Source organism: Chromohalobacter sarecensis, assembly GCF_023061135.1.
GTDB lineage: Bacteria > Pseudomonadota > Gammaproteobacteria > Pseudomonadales > Halomonadaceae > Chromohalobacter > Chromohalobacter sarecensis.
The window spans coordinates 141476-162495 of the sequence record NZ_JAKGAN010000004.1 but is presented as its reverse complement, the minus strand read 5'-3'; the positions used below and the strand labels follow the sequence as shown (position 1 = coordinate 162495).

At 62.5% G+C, this 21020-nt stretch carries 19 protein-coding genes; 12 read left to right on the top strand and 7 right to left on the bottom strand.

Features of this window, described 5'->3' with window-relative positions:
- Positions 1-14 precede the first annotated feature (14 nt).
- Positions 15-3533, bottom strand: a complete 3519-nt coding sequence (gene hsdR, locus L1071_RS08240) for a type I restriction-modification system endonuclease (RefSeq protein ID WP_246972113.1) — start codon at positions 3531-3533, stop codon at positions 15-17.
- Between the two features lie 317 nt (positions 3534-3850).
- Between hsdR and L1071_RS08235 the strand changes: the two genes are divergently transcribed.
- The 3 genes from L1071_RS08235 (at position 3851) to nspC (ending at position 7747) form a co-directional block, all read left to right on the top strand.
- On the top strand, positions 3851-5074 hold the full coding sequence (locus tag L1071_RS08235; RefSeq protein WP_246972111.1) for a CynX/NimT family MFS transporter: 1224 nt from the start codon (positions 3851-3853) through the stop codon (positions 5072-5074).
- A 295-nt stretch (positions 5075-5369) separates the two neighbouring features.
- Positions 5370-6575 (top strand): saccharopine dehydrogenase family protein, encoded by a 1206-nt coding sequence (locus L1071_RS08230; RefSeq protein WP_246972109.1) that lies wholly within the window; start codon positions 5370-5372, stop codon positions 6573-6575.
- On the top strand, positions 6575-7747 hold the full coding sequence (gene nspC, locus L1071_RS08225) for a carboxynorspermidine decarboxylase (protein WP_246972107.1): 1173 nt from the start codon (positions 6575-6577) through the stop codon (positions 7745-7747). The genes L1071_RS08230 and nspC overlap by 1 nt, the downstream gene beginning before the upstream one ends.
- A gap of 166 nt (positions 7748-7913) precedes the next feature.
- Here the strand turns inward: nspC and L1071_RS08220 are convergent, their stop codons facing one another.
- Positions 7914-8987: an SDR family oxidoreductase gene (locus tag L1071_RS08220; protein ID WP_246972095.1), complete on the bottom strand. Its 1074-nt coding sequence runs from the start codon at positions 8985-8987 to the stop codon at positions 7914-7916.
- A 160-nt stretch (positions 8988-9147) separates the two neighbouring features.
- Between L1071_RS08220 and L1071_RS08215 the strand changes: the two genes are divergently transcribed.
- Positions 9148-10104: a LysR family transcriptional regulator gene (locus tag L1071_RS08215; protein WP_246973133.1), complete on the top strand. Its 957-nt coding sequence runs from the start codon at positions 9148-9150 to the stop codon at positions 10102-10104.
- A gap of 187 nt (positions 10105-10291) precedes the next feature.
- On the opposite strand, the gene L1071_RS08210 is transcribed toward L1071_RS08215, so the two are convergent.
- Positions 10292-10615 (bottom strand): 50S ribosome-binding protein YggL, encoded by a 324-nt coding sequence (locus L1071_RS08210; RefSeq protein WP_246972093.1) that lies wholly within the window; start codon positions 10613-10615, stop codon positions 10292-10294.
- Positions 10616-10775: 160 nt separating this feature from the next.
- Here L1071_RS08210 and L1071_RS08205 point away from each other — a divergent pair, with 160 nt between their 5' ends.
- On the top strand, positions 10776-11111 hold the full coding sequence (locus L1071_RS08205; protein WP_246972080.1) for a BrnT family toxin: 336 nt from the start codon (positions 10776-10778) through the stop codon (positions 11109-11111).
- A complete protein-coding gene (locus L1071_RS08200) occupies positions 11071-11334 on the top strand; it encodes a BrnA antitoxin family protein (protein WP_246972076.1) in 264 nt (87 codons plus the stop codon). Before L1071_RS08205 ends, L1071_RS08200 begins: the two co-directional genes overlap by 41 nt.
- A gap of 79 nt (positions 11335-11413) precedes the next feature.
- Here the strand turns inward: L1071_RS08200 and L1071_RS08195 are convergent, their stop codons facing one another.
- Positions 11414-12631 carry an MFS transporter gene (locus L1071_RS08195; RefSeq protein WP_246972074.1) on the bottom strand — a complete coding sequence of 406 codons (1218 nt, stop codon included), beginning with the start codon at positions 12629-12631 and terminating at the stop codon, positions 11414-11416.
- Between the two features lie 242 nt (positions 12632-12873).
- Between L1071_RS08195 and L1071_RS08190 the strand changes: the two genes are divergently transcribed.
- On the top strand, positions 12874-13458 hold the full coding sequence (locus tag L1071_RS08190) for a histidine phosphatase family protein (RefSeq protein ID WP_246972071.1): 585 nt from the start codon (positions 12874-12876) through the stop codon (positions 13456-13458).
- A gap of 6 nt (positions 13459-13464) precedes the next feature.
- Here the strand turns inward: L1071_RS08190 and pyrC are convergent, their stop codons facing one another.
- Positions 13465-14520 carry a dihydroorotase gene (pyrC, locus tag L1071_RS08185; RefSeq protein ID WP_246972068.1) on the bottom strand — a complete coding sequence of 352 codons (1056 nt, stop codon included), beginning with the start codon at positions 14518-14520 and terminating at the stop codon, positions 13465-13467.
- Between the two features lie 45 nt (positions 14521-14565).
- Positions 14566-15759, bottom strand: a complete 1194-nt coding sequence (locus L1071_RS08180; RefSeq protein WP_246972065.1) for an MFS transporter — start codon at positions 15757-15759, stop codon at positions 14566-14568.
- 108 nt (positions 15760-15867) lie between these two features.
- Between L1071_RS08180 and gmk the strand changes: the two genes are divergently transcribed.
- From gmk to thpR, 5 genes are all read left to right on the top strand, one after another.
- Positions 15868-16515 (top strand): guanylate kinase, encoded by a 648-nt coding sequence (gene gmk, locus L1071_RS08175; protein WP_246972062.1) that lies wholly within the window; start codon positions 15868-15870, stop codon positions 16513-16515.
- Positions 16516-16579: 64 nt separating this feature from the next.
- Positions 16580-16831 (top strand): DNA-directed RNA polymerase subunit omega, encoded by a 252-nt coding sequence (gene rpoZ / locus L1071_RS08170; protein ID WP_246972053.1) that lies wholly within the window; start codon positions 16580-16582, stop codon positions 16829-16831.
- A gap of 28 nt (positions 16832-16859) precedes the next feature.
- Positions 16860-18995 (top strand): bifunctional GTP diphosphokinase/guanosine-3',5'-bis pyrophosphate 3'-pyrophosphohydrolase, encoded by a 2136-nt coding sequence (spoT, locus tag L1071_RS08165; RefSeq protein ID WP_246972037.1) that lies wholly within the window; start codon positions 16860-16862, stop codon positions 18993-18995.
- 150 nt (positions 18996-19145) lie between these two features.
- Positions 19146-19535, top strand: coding sequence for a RidA family protein (locus L1071_RS08160; RefSeq protein WP_246972035.1), 390 nt, complete (start codon positions 19146-19148; stop codon positions 19533-19535).
- A complete protein-coding gene (thpR, locus tag L1071_RS08155) occupies positions 19528-20085 on the top strand; it encodes an RNA 2',3'-cyclic phosphodiesterase (RefSeq protein ID WP_246972033.1) in 558 nt (185 codons plus the stop codon). The genes L1071_RS08160 and thpR overlap by 8 nt, the downstream gene beginning before the upstream one ends.
- A gap of 2 nt (positions 20086-20087) precedes the next feature.
- Here the strand turns inward: thpR and L1071_RS08150 are convergent, their stop codons facing one another.
- On the bottom strand, positions 20088-20960 hold the full coding sequence (locus tag L1071_RS08150; RefSeq protein WP_246972017.1) for an SDR family oxidoreductase: 873 nt from the start codon (positions 20958-20960) through the stop codon (positions 20088-20090).
- Positions 20961-21020: the final 60 nt, after the last annotated feature.

Genomic DNA, 21020 nt, shown 5'->3' with positions numbered 1-21020 from the left:
AAAAACCGCTTTAGTTATGCATGTCGTTCGGCCCATAAGGCGTCATTCATACTTTCCAGCACTGTATCGAGCTGGTCGTCCAACACCTTATCCAATCGGCGGGCACCGCCGGAGAATGCGGGCATGCGGTTAATGGCGTCACGGTCGAGAACGACTTCATGTGTCAGCTGTTTTGCCAGTCGCTCTAACCACCTGCGCTGAACGGGTGTCCAGGCATGCTGGCTATAAATACGCTCCATGGCCGTATTCACTCGCTGCTCAAACGGCACCAGTGCCTCCCCTAGTGCGGCACGACGGATATGGCCGATGATGCTGGCGGCGATATCCTGGTTGGTCTGGTTGCGCACGGCAGTCTGCAGACGCGCTTCCGAGTAGCCGTTCTGATCCAGCAGCAGCTTCACCTCTCTGAGTTGCTCACGGGTGAGGTCGACCGGTCGATTCACGACAACCGCCAGCGCCGATGACTCATTGACCTGTTCACGAATGAACTGGTTAAAGCTATCCAGATAGTCTTCTGGCCGATTGTGTACGCCGTAGCTTTGGGTGCGTTCACGAATTTCGTCTTCGTGTTCGGAGATCAGCGGCATGCGCTCGCTGCCCATTAACGCTTTCACATCCGCCAGTTGATGGAGCAATCCCGAATGCTGCTGGACGAACTCGGCGGCCTTGACCGGTCCCAGTTCGAGCAGATGCTTGTGCAGTGACTTGGGCGGCACTTCCCACAGTCCTTCCAGTTCATCGAGCTTCTGACGCACCGCCGGTTTGTGCTCGGCAGTGTTTTCCGCCTTGCGCAGCACGCGCATCAGCTTCTGGCTGAGCTGGCTGAGCACCACGTGGGCCTGACTTTCGTCCGGCTGCTCACCAGGTGTATTCAACGCCTGCTCGAGTCGATCGGGGTCCGTTAGCTCATCGGTCAGCTGCTCGAGTGTCACATTGGGATCTTTGACCAGCGGCTTCATGGTGCTGACCTCGGCCAGCGCGGCGTAGATATCCACCGGATCGTAAATGCGGAATACGGTCTTGCCGATCTCATCGCAGCGCCGCGTAGCGCGGCCGATCATCTGTTCATACAGAATGCGCGACTTCACCCGACGCATGAACACCAGATGGCAAATTGCGGGCACGTCGATACCTGTCGTCAGCAGATCGACGGTGATCGCGATATTGGGATAGCGCTCATTTTTATACCGACGAATCAGCTGATTGGCCTTGTCACTCTTGCCAGTGATTTTTTCCACCGCGGCCTGGGAGTAGTCAGTGTCGTAAACCGCCTTGAACGCCGTATCCAACTGGCGCTTGACCTCGTCGGCATGACGGTCGGAGGCGCAGAATATTAGTGCTTTCTCGTCGCCAAAGGGATCCAGCTCCTTGGCCAGTTCTTCGCAGATGACGCGATTGAAGTTCGGGTTGAGCACGCTGCGGTTGAAGGCATCGACCTCGAAGCTGAGCTCATCCTCCAGCTCGGCGGTTTCCAATTCGCCGGTCTGCGTGTTGATGGCGTGAACGGTTTCGCCCTTCTCGAAGGTGATCCCTTTCTGCGTCAGCAGCGTTTCATAACGCACGGGCGGCTCGTGGTCGATCAGCCAGTCATCGGCGACCGCTTCACGGTAGGAGTAGGTGTAGACCGGCTTGCCGAATATTTCGCTGGTATGCCGAGCGGGCGTTGCGGTCAGGGCGATCTTCACCGCATCGAAGTATTCGAGCACCCGCCGATAGCTGGAGAGATACTGACGCGCCTCACGTGTCGCCAGCTCGCCCTCGGTCATCTCCTGATCTAGCGTGTAGCCGCGGTGGGCTTCGTCGATGATGATGCAATCGAATTGATCCACCGGGGGTGGCGCGTCACTGGCAAAGATGCGTTTAACCATCGCCTGTACCGTGGCGACCTGAACGCGGGTTTCGGCTTCCGCCGCCATATCGCCTAGTTCAGCGACGTTGTAGATGGTCGAGAGTGTGTGGTTCTGCTCGAGTTTAGCCTCTTCGAAGGCACCCAGGGCCTGTTCACCCAGCGCAGTGCGATCCACCAGAAACAGAATCCGCTTGAAGCGCTCCGCCTTGAGGAACCGGTACATCAAGCCGATGACCGTGCGTGTCTTGCCAGTGCCAGTCGCCATGGCCAGCAGCGCCTGACGCACGCCCTGCGCCAGGCGGTTTTCCGTCGCGACGATGGCCTTTTCCTGATAGTTACGCAGCCCGAGGTAGCCAAAGGGCTCCTGCGCCAGCTGTTGCTCGGCCTCGGCTTTACTGCGCTTGAGTTGGTCTAGTAGGCCCTCGGGCGAATGAAAGGCCTGCAAGGCACGCTTGAGATTGCTGGGCTCGCGTACGTCGCGGAACCAGGTGCCGGACTGTTCCAACTGTTGGGGTACGTAAGGTCGGCCGTTGCAGGAGTAGACGAACGGTACCTTGTAATGCCCTTCGGCTTCATCTGCCCAGGCAATCGTCCGGCCCGCCAGTTCCCAGGCGCCGGTCAAAGGCGGGGTGATCGTTAGGCCTCGGCTGTAGCGTTCCGCCTGACCGATCTTGCCGGCGACGTTGATATTTTCTTTCTTGGCTTCCACGACTGCCAGAGGCGTCAAGCCATGGAACAGCACATAATCGGCTTTTTCATGGCCTTTAGTAGGCCATTCGGCAATGGCGCGATTGACGCCTTTTTCCGGTCTGATGCCCTTTTTATAGGTCAGCGTCTGCGTGTCGGCTTCCCAACCCGCTTCTACCAACTGTTGATCGATCAGAATTCGGGTCAGCTCCTCATTCAGCACGATCTGCTGGCTAGCGGCCTGCGTCTGCTGCGTGACCTGTTGACGCTGCGAAGACACCTTCGATGCATCCTGCTGCAACAACTGCTGCTGCAGCTTATGGATCTTCTGTTCGTAGGCTTTCTGCTGCGCTGCCAGGGCCTGCTCGTGGCCCTTTGCTTCCTGCGCCTTCTCGCGAGATTCTTCATCCATTGCCAACGCCAGCTCTTCGTACTCGGCTCTTTCCTTGGCTATTAATTCATTGAGCTGTTGGCTCGAATCGAGTTGCACGTTTGCCTGCTGCAGCTCGTGCTTGAGCATTTCGATATCGACCTGTAGCTGCCGTAGCTGGCCACTGGGATCTGCTGGTGGCACAAAGGGTCCGGCCTTGAATTGCGTGCCGGCTTTACCAAAAGATTGATGGAACCAGATCGCTAGGGAGCGAGCGATCTTCAGTCCATCCATCGCTTCCTTGTGCAAGGTCCTGAACTGATGGTTCGCCCTATTACCCTCAATGCGCAGGGTGTGAAACAGTTCACGTACAGCGGGTTCCAGCCGCAGTTCGCGGTTAAGCCGATAGAGCAAGTCTACCTGGGTGACCTGCTCGTCAAACTCGACCCCCGTGAGCGCCGCGATATGCTGCGCAATGGCCTCACCGAGCTGGCGCAACTTGATTAAGGTGGTATTTGGGTCGCTTGAGAATGCTCGCTCGGCCGCCGAGGCAAGCTGTAAGAACAGTGCATCATGCTCGGCCAGAAAATCGAAATTCGCCGAGTCTGGTAGCTCAGAGCCTCTCATCACCCCTCCGTTGCCTACTGCAGTCTCTGCTGTTTGTTACTTACTCATAATTACTTATGCTTTCAGCATATCTGAATCGTTAATCCGCTAACACGCCGAATCGCACTCCTAGAGTCAACCTTTTCGTTTTTGGCCCTCGCCGTCCGCAGCCGACGTACAGCGAGCAAAACACCACCACGGCCAACCGCCACCCATAGAGTCAAAATCACTATCCACCCTCGACTATGGGCGTAGAAGCGTCCCTGTTTGGGCCGTAATCGGCTACCCTTGCGTCCTCGGCTTTGCCGCCGTGACGCAATACCTTTCGATTTCCAAGGATGGTCCTCTTGTCGACTTCCGCGATGCCCCGCCGGGGCGTTCTGACTCTCGTCGCGCTGCTGCTGGTAGCGCTCAACCTACGCCCGGCACTGACCAGTGTTGCGCCGGTACTCGGCAGCATCGGTGAGGCGCTGGCGCTCTCATCCAGTTGGCAGGGCATTCTGACCACGCTGCCGGTGCTGTTTCTGGGGATCGCTGCGCCGCTGGCGCCACGCATGGTGCGACGCATCGGCCCGGAGCGCAGCGTGTTCGCCGCGCTGCTGGTATTGGCGGTGGCGTTGCTCGTGCGGCCCTATATCGGCACGGCGGGGCTGTTCCTGGGCACGGCGGTCGCCGGTGGTTGTATCGGGGTCGTCGGGGTGTTGCTGCCGGGCATCGTCAAACGGGATTTCCCCCGTCGCGTCAGCATCATGACCGGCCTCTATACCGTGGCGCTCAACCTCGGTGCTTCCGCTGCCGCGGGCACCACCGAGCCGCTGCGTCAGGCGTTGGGTGGGCTTTGGCAAGACGCTGCACAGAGTCCTTGGCAGGGTGCGCTGGCATTCTGGTTGCTGCCGGCGGTGATCGCCGCGTTGTTCTGGCTGCCACAGCTCAAGGGCACCAAACCCACTCGCGTTCCTGCGCGTCGCGGCGCGCGGCTGCGCCATGATTCGCTGGCGTGGCAGGTGTCGCTGTTCATGGGGCTGCAGTCGTCGCTGGCCTATATCGTGTTCGGCTGGCTGCCGACGATCCTGCAGGACCGCGGGTTGGCGGCAGTCACTGCGGGGCTGGCACTGTCGGTATCGATTCTGCTGCAGGTGACCACGGCGATCCTGGCGCCATGGATCGGCAGCCGCATGCGCGACCAGCGGGCGGTGCTGATCGGCGTAATGACACTTACTCTGACCGGGCTGCTGGGTTGCCTCTACGCCCCGATCGAAATCATCTGGCTGTGGATCGTGGTGCTGGGCTTGGGCCAAGGCGGTACGTTCAGCATGGCGCTGACGCTACTGGCGCTACGCGCGCCGGATGCCACCACCGCCGCCAGCCTCTCGGCGATGGCCCAGGGCATCGGCTACACCCTGGCGGCGATGGGGCCGCTGCTGGTCGGCGTGCTGCATGACTGGAGCGGGGGCTGGAACGTGGTGGGGTTTCTGGTGAGCGCGATTGCGCTGGGCGCGCTGGCCATGGCGCTGGGCGCCGGGCGTGATCGGCAGGTGGCGTCGACACAGGGCACGGAGTGATGGGGCGGCGAGACGGCCCCCGGCGCCGGAATCGGATACTCTAGGAGAGAGACCAACGACCCAGGAGACTCGCATGCCAGCCAGCATGCCATCAGCCTCGAGCAACAGCAGCGCCTGATCGAGCTCGCGCGCCCACTAGGAGCAGTTGCGCGAGAAGTTCGCGTTTCTGAACTGAACGCGAGACGCCTTGCGTCTCGGGCTTGACGCCAAACCCCCTTGCGACCAGCCTCCAGAATGCGATCATTGGCCCTTTATCGTCATTCCTTTCCATTTCCCCGATCTGGATCCGAACCCCATGAGCAAAGCCTTGATTATTGGCGCCGGTGGCGTCGGTGGTGTGGTGACTCACAAGTGCGCGCAGCACCCCGAGGTGTTCCACGAAATCTGTCTGGCCAGTCGCAACGAAGCGAAGTGCAAGGCGATCGCGGACCAACTGGATCGCCCCATCCAGACCGCCCAGGTCGACGCCGATGACGTCGAGGCGCTTATCGCGCTGATTGAGTCCTTCCAACCCGACGTGCTGATCCATGTGGCCCTGCCCTATCAGGACCTGACCATCATGGAAGCCTGCCTGCGCACCGGCGTGCCCTATCTGGACACCGCCAACTACGAGCATCCGGACGAGGCCAAGTTCGAGTACAAGGAGCAGTGGGCGTTCCAGGAGCGCTTCGCCAAGGCCGGCAACATGGCCACGCTGGGCTGCGGCTTCGACCCCGGCATGACCAACATCTACTGTGCCTACGGCCAGAAGAACCTGTTCGACGAAATCCATCGAATCGACATCCTGGATGCCAACGGCGGCGATCACGGCTACCCGTTCGCCACCAACTTCAACCCCGAGATCAACATTCGCGAGATCAGCGCGAATGGCCGCTACTGGGAGAAAGGCGAGTGGAAGGAGACCGCGCCGCTGGCCGAGAAGCGCACCTTCGACTTCGACGGCATCGGCGAGAAGGACATCTACCTGCTCTACCACGAGGAGCTGGAATCGCTGGCACAGAACATCAAGGGCATCGAGCGTATCCGCTTCTGGATGACCTTCTCCGAGAAATATCTGACGTATCTCAAGGTGCTGGAAAACGTCGGCATGACCAGCATCGAGCCGATTAACGTCAACGGCTGCGATATCTCGCCGCTGCAGTTCCTCAAGTCGGTGCTGCCCGATCCCGCGTCACTCGGCCCGCGCACCAAGGGCAAGACCAACATCGGCGTGATCCTCGACGGCATCAAGGACGGCAAGCGTCGCAAGGTCTACATCTACAACATCAGCGACCACGAGAAAAGCTACCAGGAGGTCAAGTCCCAGGCGATCTCCTACACCACCGGCGTACCCGCGGTGACCGGCGCAATGCTGATGCTCCAGGGGATCTGGAAGGGCGACGGCGTTTACAATGTCGAGCAGCTCGACCCCGATCCGTTCATGGAGCGCATCGGCGACATGGGCCTGCCGTGGCAGATGGTCGAGCTCGATCCCGACGACGATCCGCTGGCGGATTCGTGATGGCGGAAGCGACATACCCGTTCGACGCTTATCCGTTCGACATTGGGGCCTGCCCGTCGCCGGCCTACGTGGTCGACGACGCCCTGCTGCGGCGCAACCTGGAACTTCTCGAGGAGGTCCAGGCACGCAGTGGGGCGAAGATCCTGCTGGCGCTGAAGGGCTTCGCCATGTGGGACGCCTTTCCGCTGATAAGCCAGTACTTGGTGGGCACCACCTCCAGCGGGCAGGACGAAGCTCGCCTCGGCTTTGATCACTTCGGCGGCGAGGTCCACGTCTATTCGCCGGCGTTCACCGCGCCGGAGATGGACGTGGTGCTGCGCTACGCGGATCACCTGAGTTTCAACTCGCCGGGCCAGTGGCGGCGCTTTCGCGACATGGTCGCCTCAGCGCCGCGCAACATCTCGTGCGGGCTGCGGGTCAATCCCGAGCACTCGACCGGCGAGGTTGCCCTCTACGACCCCTGCGCGCCGGGATCGCGGCTCGGCACGCGCGCGGCCAACCTCGCGCCGGACGACCTCGATGGGCTGGAAGGCCTGCACTTCCATGCGCTGTGCGAGCAGAACAGCGATGCGCTGGAAGCCACGCTCGACGCCTTCGAGGCCCGATTCGGCCAATACCTTCCGCAACTGCGCTGGGTCAACTTCGGTGGCGGCCATCACATCACCCGCGGCGACTACGATGTGGAGCGGCTGGTGCGGCTGATTCGCGACTTCAAGGCACGCTACCCGCATCTCGAGGTCTACCTGGAACCGGGCGAAGCGATCGCACTGAACACGGGTTATCTCGTCTGCAGCGTGCTGGATATCGTCGACAACGATGGCCCGATCGCGATTCTGGACACGTCCGCCACGGCGCACATGCCGGACGTACTGGAGATGCCCTACCGACCCGAGGTCATCGGTGGTGCCAAGCCCGGTGAGAAGGCCTATACCTACCGTTTGGGCGGTACCACCTGCCTGGCCGGCGACGTGATCGGCGACTACGCGTTCGACCAGCCGCTCGCCATCGGCGACCGGCTGGTGTTCACCGACATGGCCCACTACACCATGGTCAAGAACACCACCTTCAACGGCATCCGCCTGCCGTCGATCTGCCGGGTCGACGAAACCAGCCGCGAAGTGCGCACGGTCAAGACCTTCGGTTACGTCGACTACATGCAGCGGCTGAGTTGAGGCGCTAACGAACGGAAGTACTCGGGCGAGAAGGCGTTACGGTTTCAGCGGGATCATGACGACGAAAACCGGCGCCGAGAAGACGCCGGTTTTCTGGCTTTCATCGACACAGACCTGCCGTCGATTAAGACCTGCAGCCGATCAAAAAATGATCGACGAGACCGGATCAGGGAATGATCTTCTCGGCACGCAGGCGCGCGAATAGATCCAAGAACGCTGCGCGCGTTTCCCGGAAGTGATCGAAACCGAAGTCGCGAGACTTGGTAGTGTCGTTGACGCACTCCTGATCGCGGCCCAGATCGGCATCGGTATGCCACCAGGACGCAAGCTTGCTGATATCCGGCTCGACCAGGTCGTGCTTCGCGGCGATCTCGCGCCAGGTCGATTCGATGCCTGCCATCTGCACTTCCAGCGGCTGCATCGTATCCGGGTCGTCCGAGGCTTCGGGACCCTGAACTTCAAGACCAAAGTACTCGCCGATCTCGCGCCACATCCGGCGCCAGCGGAAGACGTCGCCATTGACCGTATTGAACGCCTGGTTGGCGGCGCCCGGCGTGGTCGCGGCCCATTCCATCTGGCGCGCCAGCACCAGCGCATCGGTCATGTCGGTGAGCGCGTTCCACTGGGTCTGCGAGCCGGGGAACACGAACGGCTGGCCGGTTGCCTTGCAGATCGAGGCGTAGACAGCAATCGTCGTGCCCATGTTCATGGCGTTGCCGCGGGCATAGCCGATCACGGTGTGCGGACGATGCACGTTCCAGGCGAAGCCGTGGCGCTCGGCAGCTTCGAACAGCACGTCTTCCAGCGCATAGTAGAAGTTGTCGCCCGGCACGCGCGGCTCGGATTCACGGAATGGCGTCTCGGTGCGCCCGCTGCCATAGGCCTCGAACGAGCCCAGATACTGCTTGGTGCCAGTCACCAGCGAGGCGTGATCCAGCTTGTCGCTGTCGAGCGCGGCGAACAGGTTGCGCATCATCTGGCTGTTGGCTTCGACGTTGGCCTTCTCGTTGTCGCGACGAATCCAGGTGCAGTAGAAGACGTGAGTGATCGGCAGACCAGCCAGCGCCTGCTCGGTGCCCGGCTTGTCCAGCAGATCGGCGGTGACGGGAATCACGCCGCTCTGCTCGGTGGCGCGACGTGACAGACCGTAGACGGTCCAGCCGCTGGCCACTAGATAAGATGCCAGATTGCCGCCGGTGATCCCGGTGGCGCCTACAACCAATGCAGTGCCTTTACGCATGATCGATATCCTCCTCGAAAACGGACAGGGACTCGGCGCCGATGCCGAGTCGATGGGGAGAGTCTGGTAGGCTTCGATCATTGCTACAATCTAAAGCGTCGCAAATCTTTATTGCACGAGACGCAACTCGATGAATTTCAATTCAATGGATCGCAACACGATAGATCTCAATGCCCTGCGCGTGTTCGAGCGGGTCGCCGCCACCGGCAGCTTCACCGCCACTGCGCGACACTTTCACCGTGCGGTGTCATCGATATCCCGCCAGATCCGTGGGCTGGAAGAGTCGCTAGGGCAACCGCTGCTGTATCGACATACCCGCGCGGTCACGCTGACTGAGGCGGGTTGGCGCTACTACGAGGAAGTCCGCGAGATTCTGGAACGGCTCGATCTCGCCACCGAAGCGCTGGCGTATCCCGACACCGAGCCCAGCGGCGTGCTGCGGATCAACGCGCCGGTCGCCTTCGGTCAGCGCCAGATCGTGCCGCTACTGCATCGCTTCCAGCGCCGCCATGCCGGTATCACCGTCGAGCTGCAGCTGAGCGATCACGTCGTCGACCCGGTGCGCGAGGGCCACGACATCACCTTTCGCGTCGGCGATCTGGCCGACTCCTCGCTGGTGGCGCGGCGCCTGGCGCCGATGAACTACGTGGTCGCCGCAGCGCAGAGCTATCTCGACGCGCACGGCGCGCCGGAGACCCCCGAAGCGCTGGCTGATCACAACTGCCTGCTCTATCAGGGCGAGATGGGGCGCCAGCGCTGGTATTTCCAGGCGCCGGAGCAGAGCGGTTCGACCCCGTTCGAGGTCACCGGCAACCTCTACAGCAACGACGCCGAGAGCCTGCTGCGCGCCGCGCTGATGGGACAGGGGCTGGTGCTGTTTCCCACCTGGCTGATCAATGATGCGCTCTCGCGGGGCGAGCTGGTTCCCGTTCTGGAAGCGTGGCGCGGCGAGGTCATGCCCGGGCGCCGCGATATCCACGTGCTGACCACCGAACGCCGCCTGCGAACCCGCAAGGTGCGCGCGTTTCTCGATTATTTGCTTGAATCGCTGGAACCCCGGCCGGCCTGGGATCGGTGGCGTGAACGAATAGACGCTACCCGGGCAATATCGACGTGACGCTGAGCGTCGAGGTCTAACTATTGACCAGGCACTGGCTGCGACCGACGTTACCTTTGCGTCCCTTCCCAAGGCGTGATCTCGATGGCCCGAGGCATCGCAAGATGACTCGGGCCATTGCGTCTTGGGCCGAACCGACAATCGAATCGACACTCGGCCGGAGTCAGAGGCTCTTGAACCGCGAGTACTACTCCACCCCGTAGGCATCTACCCAATCGCCCGCCGCCACTTCCATGCATAGCGGCTGTCGATCGAGCCACTCGGCCAGCGCGAGGCGGTCGCTATCAGTAGCGTCAGCGTCTTTGCGCGGCAGGACGAAGACATCCAGCCGATCCGCGTCGACCCCACCGCCCATGATCATGCCGCGCGATTCGAGTTGTGCCTCCAGCGCATCGAGAAACCGCGACGCATCCTCATGTGACACTTCCTGCAGACGGCATGACAACGCAAACCCAAGCACCGCGAATTTACCCTTTTCTCGTACTACACCCCCATCTTCCATCCCCGACATAGCGCTTTCTCCACGACGTCCATTCTGGTGGTTTCACTGACTCAGCTCCGCGCAATATCACGAGCATGTTTACCTTACGATGCGGCTGAGTAACACATGCCCTAAAGGACCATCGGCAATCATAAGGAAAAACTTAAACTTTTCCATGCGATGGAACTCCGTGGAATCACCCCGCGCCGAGAATATCTTGGCGTTCAGTCATTTTTGTACATACAATAAAAACATGGACATAACCTTCGACGCCCACAAGCGTGCCAAGACTCTCCAGGCTAGAGGGATCGACTTCGCCGATGCCGCCGACGTGTTTGCCGGCCACCACTTCACCTTGCCAGACGACCGCAAGGATTACGGCGAAGACCGTTACATCACAGTGGGCACGTTAATGGGACGTATGGTGGTTATCGTATGGACACCACGCGACGAGGCTCATCGCATCATTTCCATGAGGAAAGCCAATGAACGCGAACAGGAAAGATACCGGCACCGACTGGATTGATCCGGATGACGCGCCGGAACTCGACGACACTTTCTTCGAAACCGCAGACGAGTACCGGGGTGATACCTTGGTCAAGCGCGGACGACCCAAGGCCAACAAGGTCAAGCAGCGTGTGACGATGCGCCTTGACCCCGAGGTCGTTGAATCCTTCAAAGCCGATGGCCCTGGCTGGCAAAGCCGCATCAATCAGGCACTCAAGGAATACATCCGTGAGCACAGTTGAGCACTACTCGCTCGCCATGGCGCACCGAAGGGCGATATAGCCGCTGGGGATGTATCGAAACACCCCAGCGCTTGTTGCCTTATGACGAGACGGCGGGCTGCTGCAATGCCTCGCGCTTTTCCAGCCAGCGGCCGGTGGCGAAGATCGCGATGCCCAGCAGGGCCAACGAGGTGCCGACCAGGCCGGTGGATGACCACGCCAGCCCCGCCTTGATGGTCACGCCGGCCAGCCAGGCGCCGAGCGCGTTGGCCATATTGAAGGCGGCGTGATTGAGCGAAGCGGCCATGGTCTGGGCGTCTTCGGCGACGTCCATCAACCGAGTCTGCATGGCGGGGGCGACGGCCATGCTGGTCCCGACCAGTGCCACGAACAAGAAGCCTGTCCACACCGAGTTGGCGGCGAAGTAGAAGCCGCCCTGCACACAGGCCACCCACAGCAGGATGATCGGAATGCCGCGCAGGAGGTTCCAGTCGGCGATACGCGCGCCGGCGAAATTACCCAGGATGGTGCCCACCCCGAAAATCGCCAGCACCAGCGGCCCCAGCGACTCAGCCATGCCGGCCTGCTCGGTGAGCGTGGGCATGACATAACTGAACACCGCGAACATCCCGCCGCATCCGAAACAGGCCACGCCCAGCGTGAACAGTACACGTGGTTTGATCATCGCGCCCAACTCGCGCTTGGGACTGGCCTGACGGTCGGCGGGCTGATACGGCACCCACAGACGCACCATCAGCGCCGTCAGCAGCGCGATGCCGCCCACGCCGGCGAAGGCCGCCTGCCAGCCGATCAAATTGCCCACCCAGGTGGCCAGCGGCGCGCCGATCAGAATCGCCACGGTCAGCCCGGTCATGACGCGCGCCACCGCCCGGGCGCGTTGATCGACGGGCACCGCCGCCGCGGCCACTAGCGCCGCAACACCGAAGTAGGCGCCGTGCGGCAAGCCGGCGATGAAACGTAGCCCGACGAAGGTGCCGAAATGCGGCGCCATGATGCTGGCGAAGTTGCCGAGGGCGAACAGCAGCATAAGCCCGATCAAAAGCGCCCGCTTGGGCAGTCGTGCCGCCAGGGCCGAAATGATCGGCGCGCCGACGACGACGCCGAGCGCGTAACTGCTGATGGCATAGCCAACATCGGGTACCGCCACCTGAAGATCGTCGGCGACACGGCCCATCAACCCCATGATGACGAATTCACCGGTACCGATACCGAAGCCGCCCAGCGCCAGGGCCAACTCCGCCAGGCGTGGGTGCGCGGCGCCACCGGAAGGCGTCGACGCGTCTGTGGATGCGCTCATGGGCATTTTCCTGTCTTGAGGTCCTGATCTTGAGGAACGTAGCGAGAAGGACGTGTCCGAAGACAACGTGTCGCGATCTATTCGCGACCTGTAGCCGAGATGATCTATTCTCTCAGTTTTAGACTTAAGTCTAAAACATAAGCACTCCATCATGCCGTTGATTAACGGCAATGACACGGCATACGCGCTCCGCCGCGTTTAGCCTGTTAGGATCGCAGCAGGATTTCTGTGGAGCCATCGCCATGCCCGAGCTGATTCGTCGTCCCTTCGTCTTTCTGCGCCATGGCCAGAGCACCAGCAACCTGAACCGTCGGATCGCCGGCCAGCGCGATGTTCCTCTCACCGCGCAAGGCGAACGAGAGGCCCGCCAGGCATCGGCGCTGCTCGGCGATGTCGCCTGGCCGTTGATCGTTGCCAGCCCGCTGGAGCGCGCCCGACGCACGGCCGAACTCGCCACTGGGCGTGCCCCGCACTGCCTGGTCGGTGGACTCAAGGAACGCCATTGGGGCGAGCACGAAGAACAGCTCATCCCCGAGACGATGCCTTACCTGCTCTCGCCCAAGGGCGGAGAAAGCTGGGCGGATTTCGTCACCCGCATCGTCGCCACACTCAATGCCCTGCTCGTCGAGCACGAGACGCCGCTGATTGTCGGTCATTCCGGTCTGATCCGGGTGATCCGCTATCTCGACAGCGGCTCGCCGGAAGGGCCGCGCACCGATAACGCCGTACCGCAATGGGTGGCGCCACACGGAACACGCGGCTGGGAGATCCGCCCACTGCGTGAGCCAGACATGGCGCACTTGCCACGCCTGTCGACGACGACCTGACGCGCGTCACTCGCGTCCGGCGTTGACCGACCACGCCAGCGTCTCGCCGGCCTTGAAGGGCATCAGCGTCTCACCCTGGCCGGCGATGCGCTCGGGCATCGTCCAGGGGCGACGCTCGAGCTCGATCTCCTCCTCGTTGAGCGCCAGGCCATAGAAACGCGGGCCGTTCTCCGAGCAGAATGCTGCGAAATGCTCGAGCGCACCTTCCTCTTCAAACACGTCGGCATAGACCGCCAGCGACGCCTGGGCGTTGAACACGCCGGCGCAGCCGCAGGCCGTTTCCTTGGCGGCGACCACGTGCGGCGCCGAGTCGGTGCCCAAAAAGAACCGGGGATGACCGCTGGCCACCGCCGCGCGCAACGCCCGCTGGTGCTCGGCCCGCTTGAGGATCGGCAGGCAATACAGATGCGGACGAATACCACCCACCAGCATGTCGTTGCGGTTGTGCGCCAGATGCTGCGGCGTCAGCGTTGCGGCCAGGTTGGCATCGCCCTCGAGGACATACTGCGCGGCGTCGCCGGTGGTGATGTGCTCGAACACCACCTTGAGTGCCGGAAAGCGCTGGCGCAGCGGGATCATCACCTCGTCGATGAAATACTTCTCGCGATCGAAGATATCGATCTCGCCACGCGTGACTTCGCCATGCACCAGCAGCGGCATGCCAATCCGCTGCATCACCTCGAGCAGCGGATAGATGTCCGCGACATGCTTGACGCCATGCTGCGAATTGGTGGTGGCATTCGCCGGGTAGAGCTTGGCCGCCGTTAGCAAGCCGCTGGCGTGTCCCGCCTCGAGGGTCTCGGCGGAGACGCTCTCGTTGAGGTAGCAGGTCATCAGTGGCGTGAAGTCATGACCCGCCGGCACCGCTTCGAGAATCCGCTCGCGGTAGGCCTCGGCCGCCGCCAGCGTGGTGATCGGTGGCATCAGGTTGGGCATCACGATGGCGCGTCCATAGACCCGGCTGGTGGCAGGCAGCACCAGGCGCATCACGTCGCCGTCGCGCAGGTGAAGGTGCCAGTCGTCGGGGCGGCGGAGACGAAGACGGGAGGGGGACTCGGACATTCTCAGGCTCCTGGACACTGGCGGAAAAGCTGACGGAAAGAACGCTTAGCGCACCGCCGTGGCGGCACGCTGACGCTGCAATGATAGCAAAGCGAGGCCCGCCAGCGCGGCCACGCCGATGGCGAATCCTACCCCGGTGGCTTGCAGGCCGACGAGTCGCGCCACCAGGCCGATGCCCACCACGGGAATCGAGATCGCCACATAGGCGATCACGAAGAAGGTCGAAGTCACTGCGCCGCGCTGATTCGGCGGACAAGCCACCGCCACGGCGCCCAGTCCGGCGCGAAAGGCAATGCCCTGGCCGAGGCCGACGATCAATGCCCCCAGCAGGAAGACCCACTGCGTCGCCAACGCCAATCCGGCCCCGACGATCAGTGCGCCGACGATCACCACGCCACATCCCAGCGGCAAGCGATGCGCCTCGGGCAAGCGCCCCTGCACGAGCTGGCCCAGCGTCGAGGCGAAGAACACGCAGCCAGCCACCAGACCGATCGCCAGCAGGTTCGAATGCCCCAGCACCTGGCTCATGAAGGCCGGCGCAGTGGCGGTGAAGAACCCCAGCACCGCGAAGCCGGCAAACCCGGCGATCACCGCCGGCACGAACACGCCGCGCACCTCGGCGGGCACCTTGAGACGCTGGATTTGCAGGCGAATCCGGGGCGGCCGCGTCACGGTTTCTGCCGCCAAGGCGACGCCCAGCACGGCAATCGCCAACAGCCCCAGATGCACGGCAAACGCCAGGTGCAACGGCCACACGGCGTATTCACCCAAGGCGCCCGCGACCACCGGCCCCAACCCCAGGCCACCCATATTGGCAGCGGTGGCGACGAAGGTCGCCGCACGCTTCCAGGCCTCGGGCGCCGACTCGACCACGGCCACCGTCGCCGTGCCAGTGAAAATACCGGCCGAGATCCCCGACAGCACACGCCCGGCCAGCAACGTGGAAAGACCATCAGCCGCAAGGAAGATGACATCGCTAAGCGCCGCCGCCGCCAACCCCGCAAACAGTAGCGGACGGCGCCCGAGTTGATCGGACCAGCGACCGGCCACCAGCAGCGCGGCGATCACGCCCACGGCATAGGCGGCGAAGATCACCGTGATGATGAGCTGAGAAAAATCGAAGGCCGCTTGATAGCCCGGATAGAGCGGCGTCGGCAGCGTCGTGCCCAGCATGGTCACGAGAAACGCAAAGGCGACCCCGGCAAAGCCCAGCCGTGTCGTCGAATCACTAGGGGACATGCAAAAGGTTCCTTGTTAGATGGTGCGCACCCTGCGCGATGTCGGCAGGACACAAAGTGTATGCGATAATGCTCGTTTCCCCAGAAGCGGCTCAATCGGACACGCCCTATGCCCACTCAGCTTCCGTCAAAAGGGACACTCTACATCGTCTCGGCGCCTTCCGGCGCGGGCAAGACCAGCCTGGTACGTGCTCTGCTCGAGCGCATCGCGGGCATCCAGGTCAGCGTCTCGCACACCACGCGCACCATGCGTCCCGGCGAGCACAACGGCGTCAACTACCACTTCGTCGACGTCACGACCTTCGAGCGCCTGATCGAAAGCGGCGATTTCATCGAGTATGCGCGGGTCTTCGACAACTACTACGGTACCTCGCGCGCCGCGGTACAGGCCCTGCTCGACGCCGGCCAGGACGTGATTCTGGAAATCGATTGGCAAGGCGCCCGCCAAGTGCGCGCGGCCTTCGACGAAGCGGTCTCGGTGTTCATCCTACCGCCTTCGCGGGAGGCGCTCCACGCGCGGCTTGCCGGACGCGGCACCGATGACGAGGCGACCATCGCTCGGCGCATGCGCGATGCGGTCGACGAGATGTCCCACTACGCCGAATACGAGCATGTCATCGTCAACGACACCTTCGCCCACGCGCTCGACGAGCTGAGTTGCCTGGTGCATGCCGAGCGCACCCGTGTGACGCGCGTTCAGGCCGCTCACGCACCGCTGCTGGCGGCGCTCTTGTCACGCGTGGAAGACGTCGAGTAGACTCGGGGGTCCTTCCGCAGGTCCGGCGCAAGCCGTTTTTATTTTTCGATCAGGGTTCACACTCATGGCACGCGTTACCGTAGAAGATTGCCTCGACAACGTCGATAACCGTTTTCAGTTGGTGATGATCGCCACACAGCGTTCACGTCAGCTCGCTCGCGGCTCGCGCGATGCCCAACTGGCGTGGGAAAACGACAAGCCCACGGTCATGGCGCTGCGCGAAATCGCGGCCGGCCTGGTCGATGTCAGCGTCCTCGACGAAGTCGTCGATCCGCCCGCTCCCAAACCGCGTCCCGAGCGAGAGTACAACGACTAAGTCCTCTCCATTCTCGAAGGCGCGCGCTATGTTCACCATCGACGATCTCGCGGACCGACTCGGCGGCTACCTACCCCCCGAGGAGATTCTGCACGTCAAGCGCGCCTTCTACTACGCCGAGCAGGCCCATGACGGCCAGCGGCGGCGCTCCGGCGAGCCCTACGTCACGCACCCGCTGGCGGTCGCCAATATCCTTGCCAACATGCACATGGACCATCAAAGCCTGATGGCCGCCATGCTGCACGATGTCATCGAAGATACCGGCGTGACCAAGGAGGCCTTGACCCAGCAGTTCGGCGCCCCCGTGGCCGAACTGGTCGACGGTGTCTCGAAGCTGACCCAGATCACCTTCGAGGACAAGGCGGTCGCCCAGGCGGAGAATTTCCAGAAGATGGTCCTGGCGATGTCCCAGGATATCCGCGTGATCATCGTCAAGCTCGCCGACCGTCTGCATAACATGCGCACCCTCGGGGCACTGCGTCCCGACAAGAAGCGCCGCATCGCCCGCGAGACGCTGGAAATCTACGCGCGTATCGCCGGACGCCTGGGTATCAATACCATCCGTGTCGAACTCGAGGACCTGTCCTTCCAGGCGATCCATCCGATGCGCGCCGAGCGCATCAAGCGCGCCGTCACCAAGGCGCGCGGCAATCGCCGCTCGATGATGCGCCAGATTCAGGACAGCCTGCAGAAGTGCCTCGATGACGACGCGCTGGGTGGCAGCGTGGTGGGCCGCCAGAAGCATTTATTGTCGATCTATCGCAAGATGCGCGACCAGCGCAAACCCTTCGCCGAAATCATGGACGTGTTCGGGTTTCGCATCATCACCGATGACGTCGACACCTGCTATCGCATCCTCGGCGCGGTGCACAATCTCTACAAGCCGGTACCGGGACGCTTCAAGGACTACATCGCGATTCCCAAGGCCAACGGCTACCAGAGTCTGCACACCACCCTGTTCGGCCCCAGCGGGATGCCCGTCGAGGTGCAGATTCGTACCCGCGAGATGGAGGCGATGGCCAACAACGGTATCGCCGCGCACTGGCTGTACAAGGCCGGTCAGACCGCGCGCCCCATCGGCGCCGGCAGCCATGCCCGGGCACGCGAATGGGTCCGCGGGCTGCTCGAGATGCAGCGTCATGCCGGCAACTCCCTAGAGTTCATCGAGCACGTCAAGAATGACCTTTTCCCCGACGATATCTACGTGTTCACGCCCAAGGGCGACATCATGGAGCTTCCCGGCGGCGCCACGGCAGTCGACTTCGCCTACAGCGTGCACACCGATATAGGCAACAGCTGCATCGCCTGCCGCATCGACCGCCACCTGGCACCGCTATCCTCGACCCTGGAAAGCGGCCAGACGCTGGAGATCATCACCGCACCCGGCGCCCGGCCCAACCTGGCTTGGCTCAACTTCGTGGTCACCGCCAAGGCGCGCTCGGCGATCCGTCACGCCCTCAAGCATCAGCAGCGCACCGAGTCCGTGCAGCTAGGGCGGCGCCTGCTCAATCGCGCGCTGAGCGCCTTCGAGACCAGCCTCGAGGAGCTGCCCGAGCATCGCTTGACGGCGGTACTCGAAGAACTCGATCTCAAGCACGAGGACGATCTGCTCGAATCGATCGGGCTCGGCACGCGCATGGCCTACGCCATCGCGCGCCGCCTGCTGGAATGCCACACGCCGGAAACCGCCGAGGAAGTCGCCACGGCGTCGCGTTCCGGAATGCCGATCGTGATCAACGGCGCCGAGGGCATGATCATCAGCTTCGCACGCTGTTGCTACCCGCTGCCCGGCGATCCCATCGTCGGCCATCTTTCGGTCGGCAAGGGAATCGTGGTGCACCGCCACGATTGTGGTAACCTGCAGGAACTGCGTGACGACCCCGACAAGCTTTTCGCTCTGGAGTGGTCGCAGCAGATCGATCAAGATTTCCCGGTGGCGTTGCGCCTGCATGTCGAGACGCGGCGCGGCCTGGTCGCCGAACTGGCCGGCCTGGTGACCGACGCCGATGCCAACATCGAACGCATCGGCATCGAGGAGCGCGATGCACGCCTGTCGATCGTCAACCTGACGCTGGCCGTCCACGACCGCGTGCATTTAGCAAGTATCATGAAACGACTGCGCAACCTGCCCCACGTCGGCAAACTCACTCGCGTTCGCAGTTGACACCATGGCGACCGACCCGCCGCTCCTGTTGGCGGCGGGTCGGTCGTTTCGTTTTCACGACGCCCGGCGCGCCCGTTCACGCGGACGCGGCGGTGTCGTTATTTTTGTCCATCGCAATGCGCACACCGCATAACGACAAGGAGCCATGCCATGAGTAACAAAGCCGTCATCAATACCGCGCAGGCGCCGGCCGCCATCGGCCCCTACTCGCAGGCCATCAAGGCCGGCAATACGGTATACATGTCCGGGCAGATTCCGCTCGACCCCAAGACCATGGAACTGATCTCCCAGGAGTTCGAAGCCCAGGCGCGCCAAGTCTTCACCAATCTACAGGCCGTCTGCCACGAAGCCGCCGGCTCGATGCAGGACATCGTCAAGCTCAACCTCTACCTGACCGACCTGAGCAACTTCGCTGTGGTCAACCAGATCATGGAAGAGTACTTCCAGGCACCGTATCCGGCACGCGCGGCGGTCGGCGTCAAGGAACTGCCCAAGGGTAGCCAGGTGGAAGCCGAAGCCGTCATGGTCATCGGTGACTGATATACGCGCATCGCGGCGTGTGTTCTTCGCCGCCTGGCCCGATGCCGCCCTGCGCGAGCGTCTGGCGTCACTGGCGTCGCGCCTCCAACACCATTGCGGGGGGCGCACGCCGGTTATCGATAACCTGCACCTAACGCTAGGGTTTCTAGGCAATGTGCCCACGGCGGAGATCGCGTCCCTGCAGACCTTGACCGAGCGCCTGACACTACCCACGGGCGAGTGGACGCTCGATCGCTACGGCTATTTCCACAAACCGCGCCTGGCATGGCTCGGCGGTCCGCCGACAGCCACGCTGACCCTGTGGCACGCGCGTCTTGGCGAGGCCTTGCAAGCCAGCGACCGGTCACTGCCGGCCTGGCATGACTTCCGGCCGCACGTCACGCTACTGCGCCACGCCGAGAAGGCGCCGCCGGCAACGCTCGCGGCACCCGAATGGACCTGGCCGTTGACGCGGCTGACGCTGGTGGAATCGATTCTCGACGGCACTCGGCCCATCTATCGGGTGCTGGCCGAGTGCCCGGCGACAGCGACGGCAAGTCGCCGGGACTAGGATCAGGCGGACTCGGATGCCTGGCGATGCGCCTTTATTACCTCGGTATAGCCTTCGCGAAAGGTGGGATATCGAAATTGGTAACCGGTACCCAGCAAGCGTGAATTGTCGCAGCGCTTGCTGGCGCGCCGCCGCAGCGGCGACTGAATGGTCTCGGTCAGCTCGACCTTGAGCTTGCCCGCCATCCACGTCATCACCTCATGCAAGGGCGTCGGCGCGCAGTCACTGGCCAGATAGAGCGCCTCCACCGGCTTGTCATCGAGGCTCAAGGCGATCAGATGCGCCAGTACACCGGCGCAGTCGTCACGGTGAATACGGTTGGAATACATCGGCGGGTTCGCCGCCGCGATGCGCCCTTCCTTGACCTGGCGGATCAGACCATCGCGCCCGGGGCCGTAGATGCCTGAAAAGCGCACCACGGTGCCAGGCAAAGGATGATCGAGCAGCGTTTGTTCGGCCTCGCGCATCAATAGCCCCGAGAATCCGGTGGGCACGGTCTCGGAGGTTTCATCGACCACTTCGCCCCCCTGCTGGGCGTAGACGCCGGTCGAGGAGACGAAGAACACGCGCTTGGGTTGCGTGGCACGCGTCTCGAGTTCGCCGAGCACGGCCTTGAGTCCCTTGGGATACGCTTCGGCATAGGCGTTTTCGTCGAAGCGCGCAGCGCTTAAGATATAGACGACGGTATCCGCGTCAGGCAAGCGAGCCAGCGCGGCGGGGTCCGTGACGTCCGCTGCCAGGCCCTCGATACCGGTTTCCGCGAGCGGCGCGATATGGCGGCGCACGCCGATCACCCGCTGGCCAGCGTCGATCAGACGCTTGCCTAGCTGGATACCAATGTCGCCACAGCCAATAATCAGAGTCGTTTTCTTCACCTTTCCCTAGCCTCTTGGTAAAAGTCCTTGGTAAAAAGTCCTTAGCAAAAAGTCCCTTGC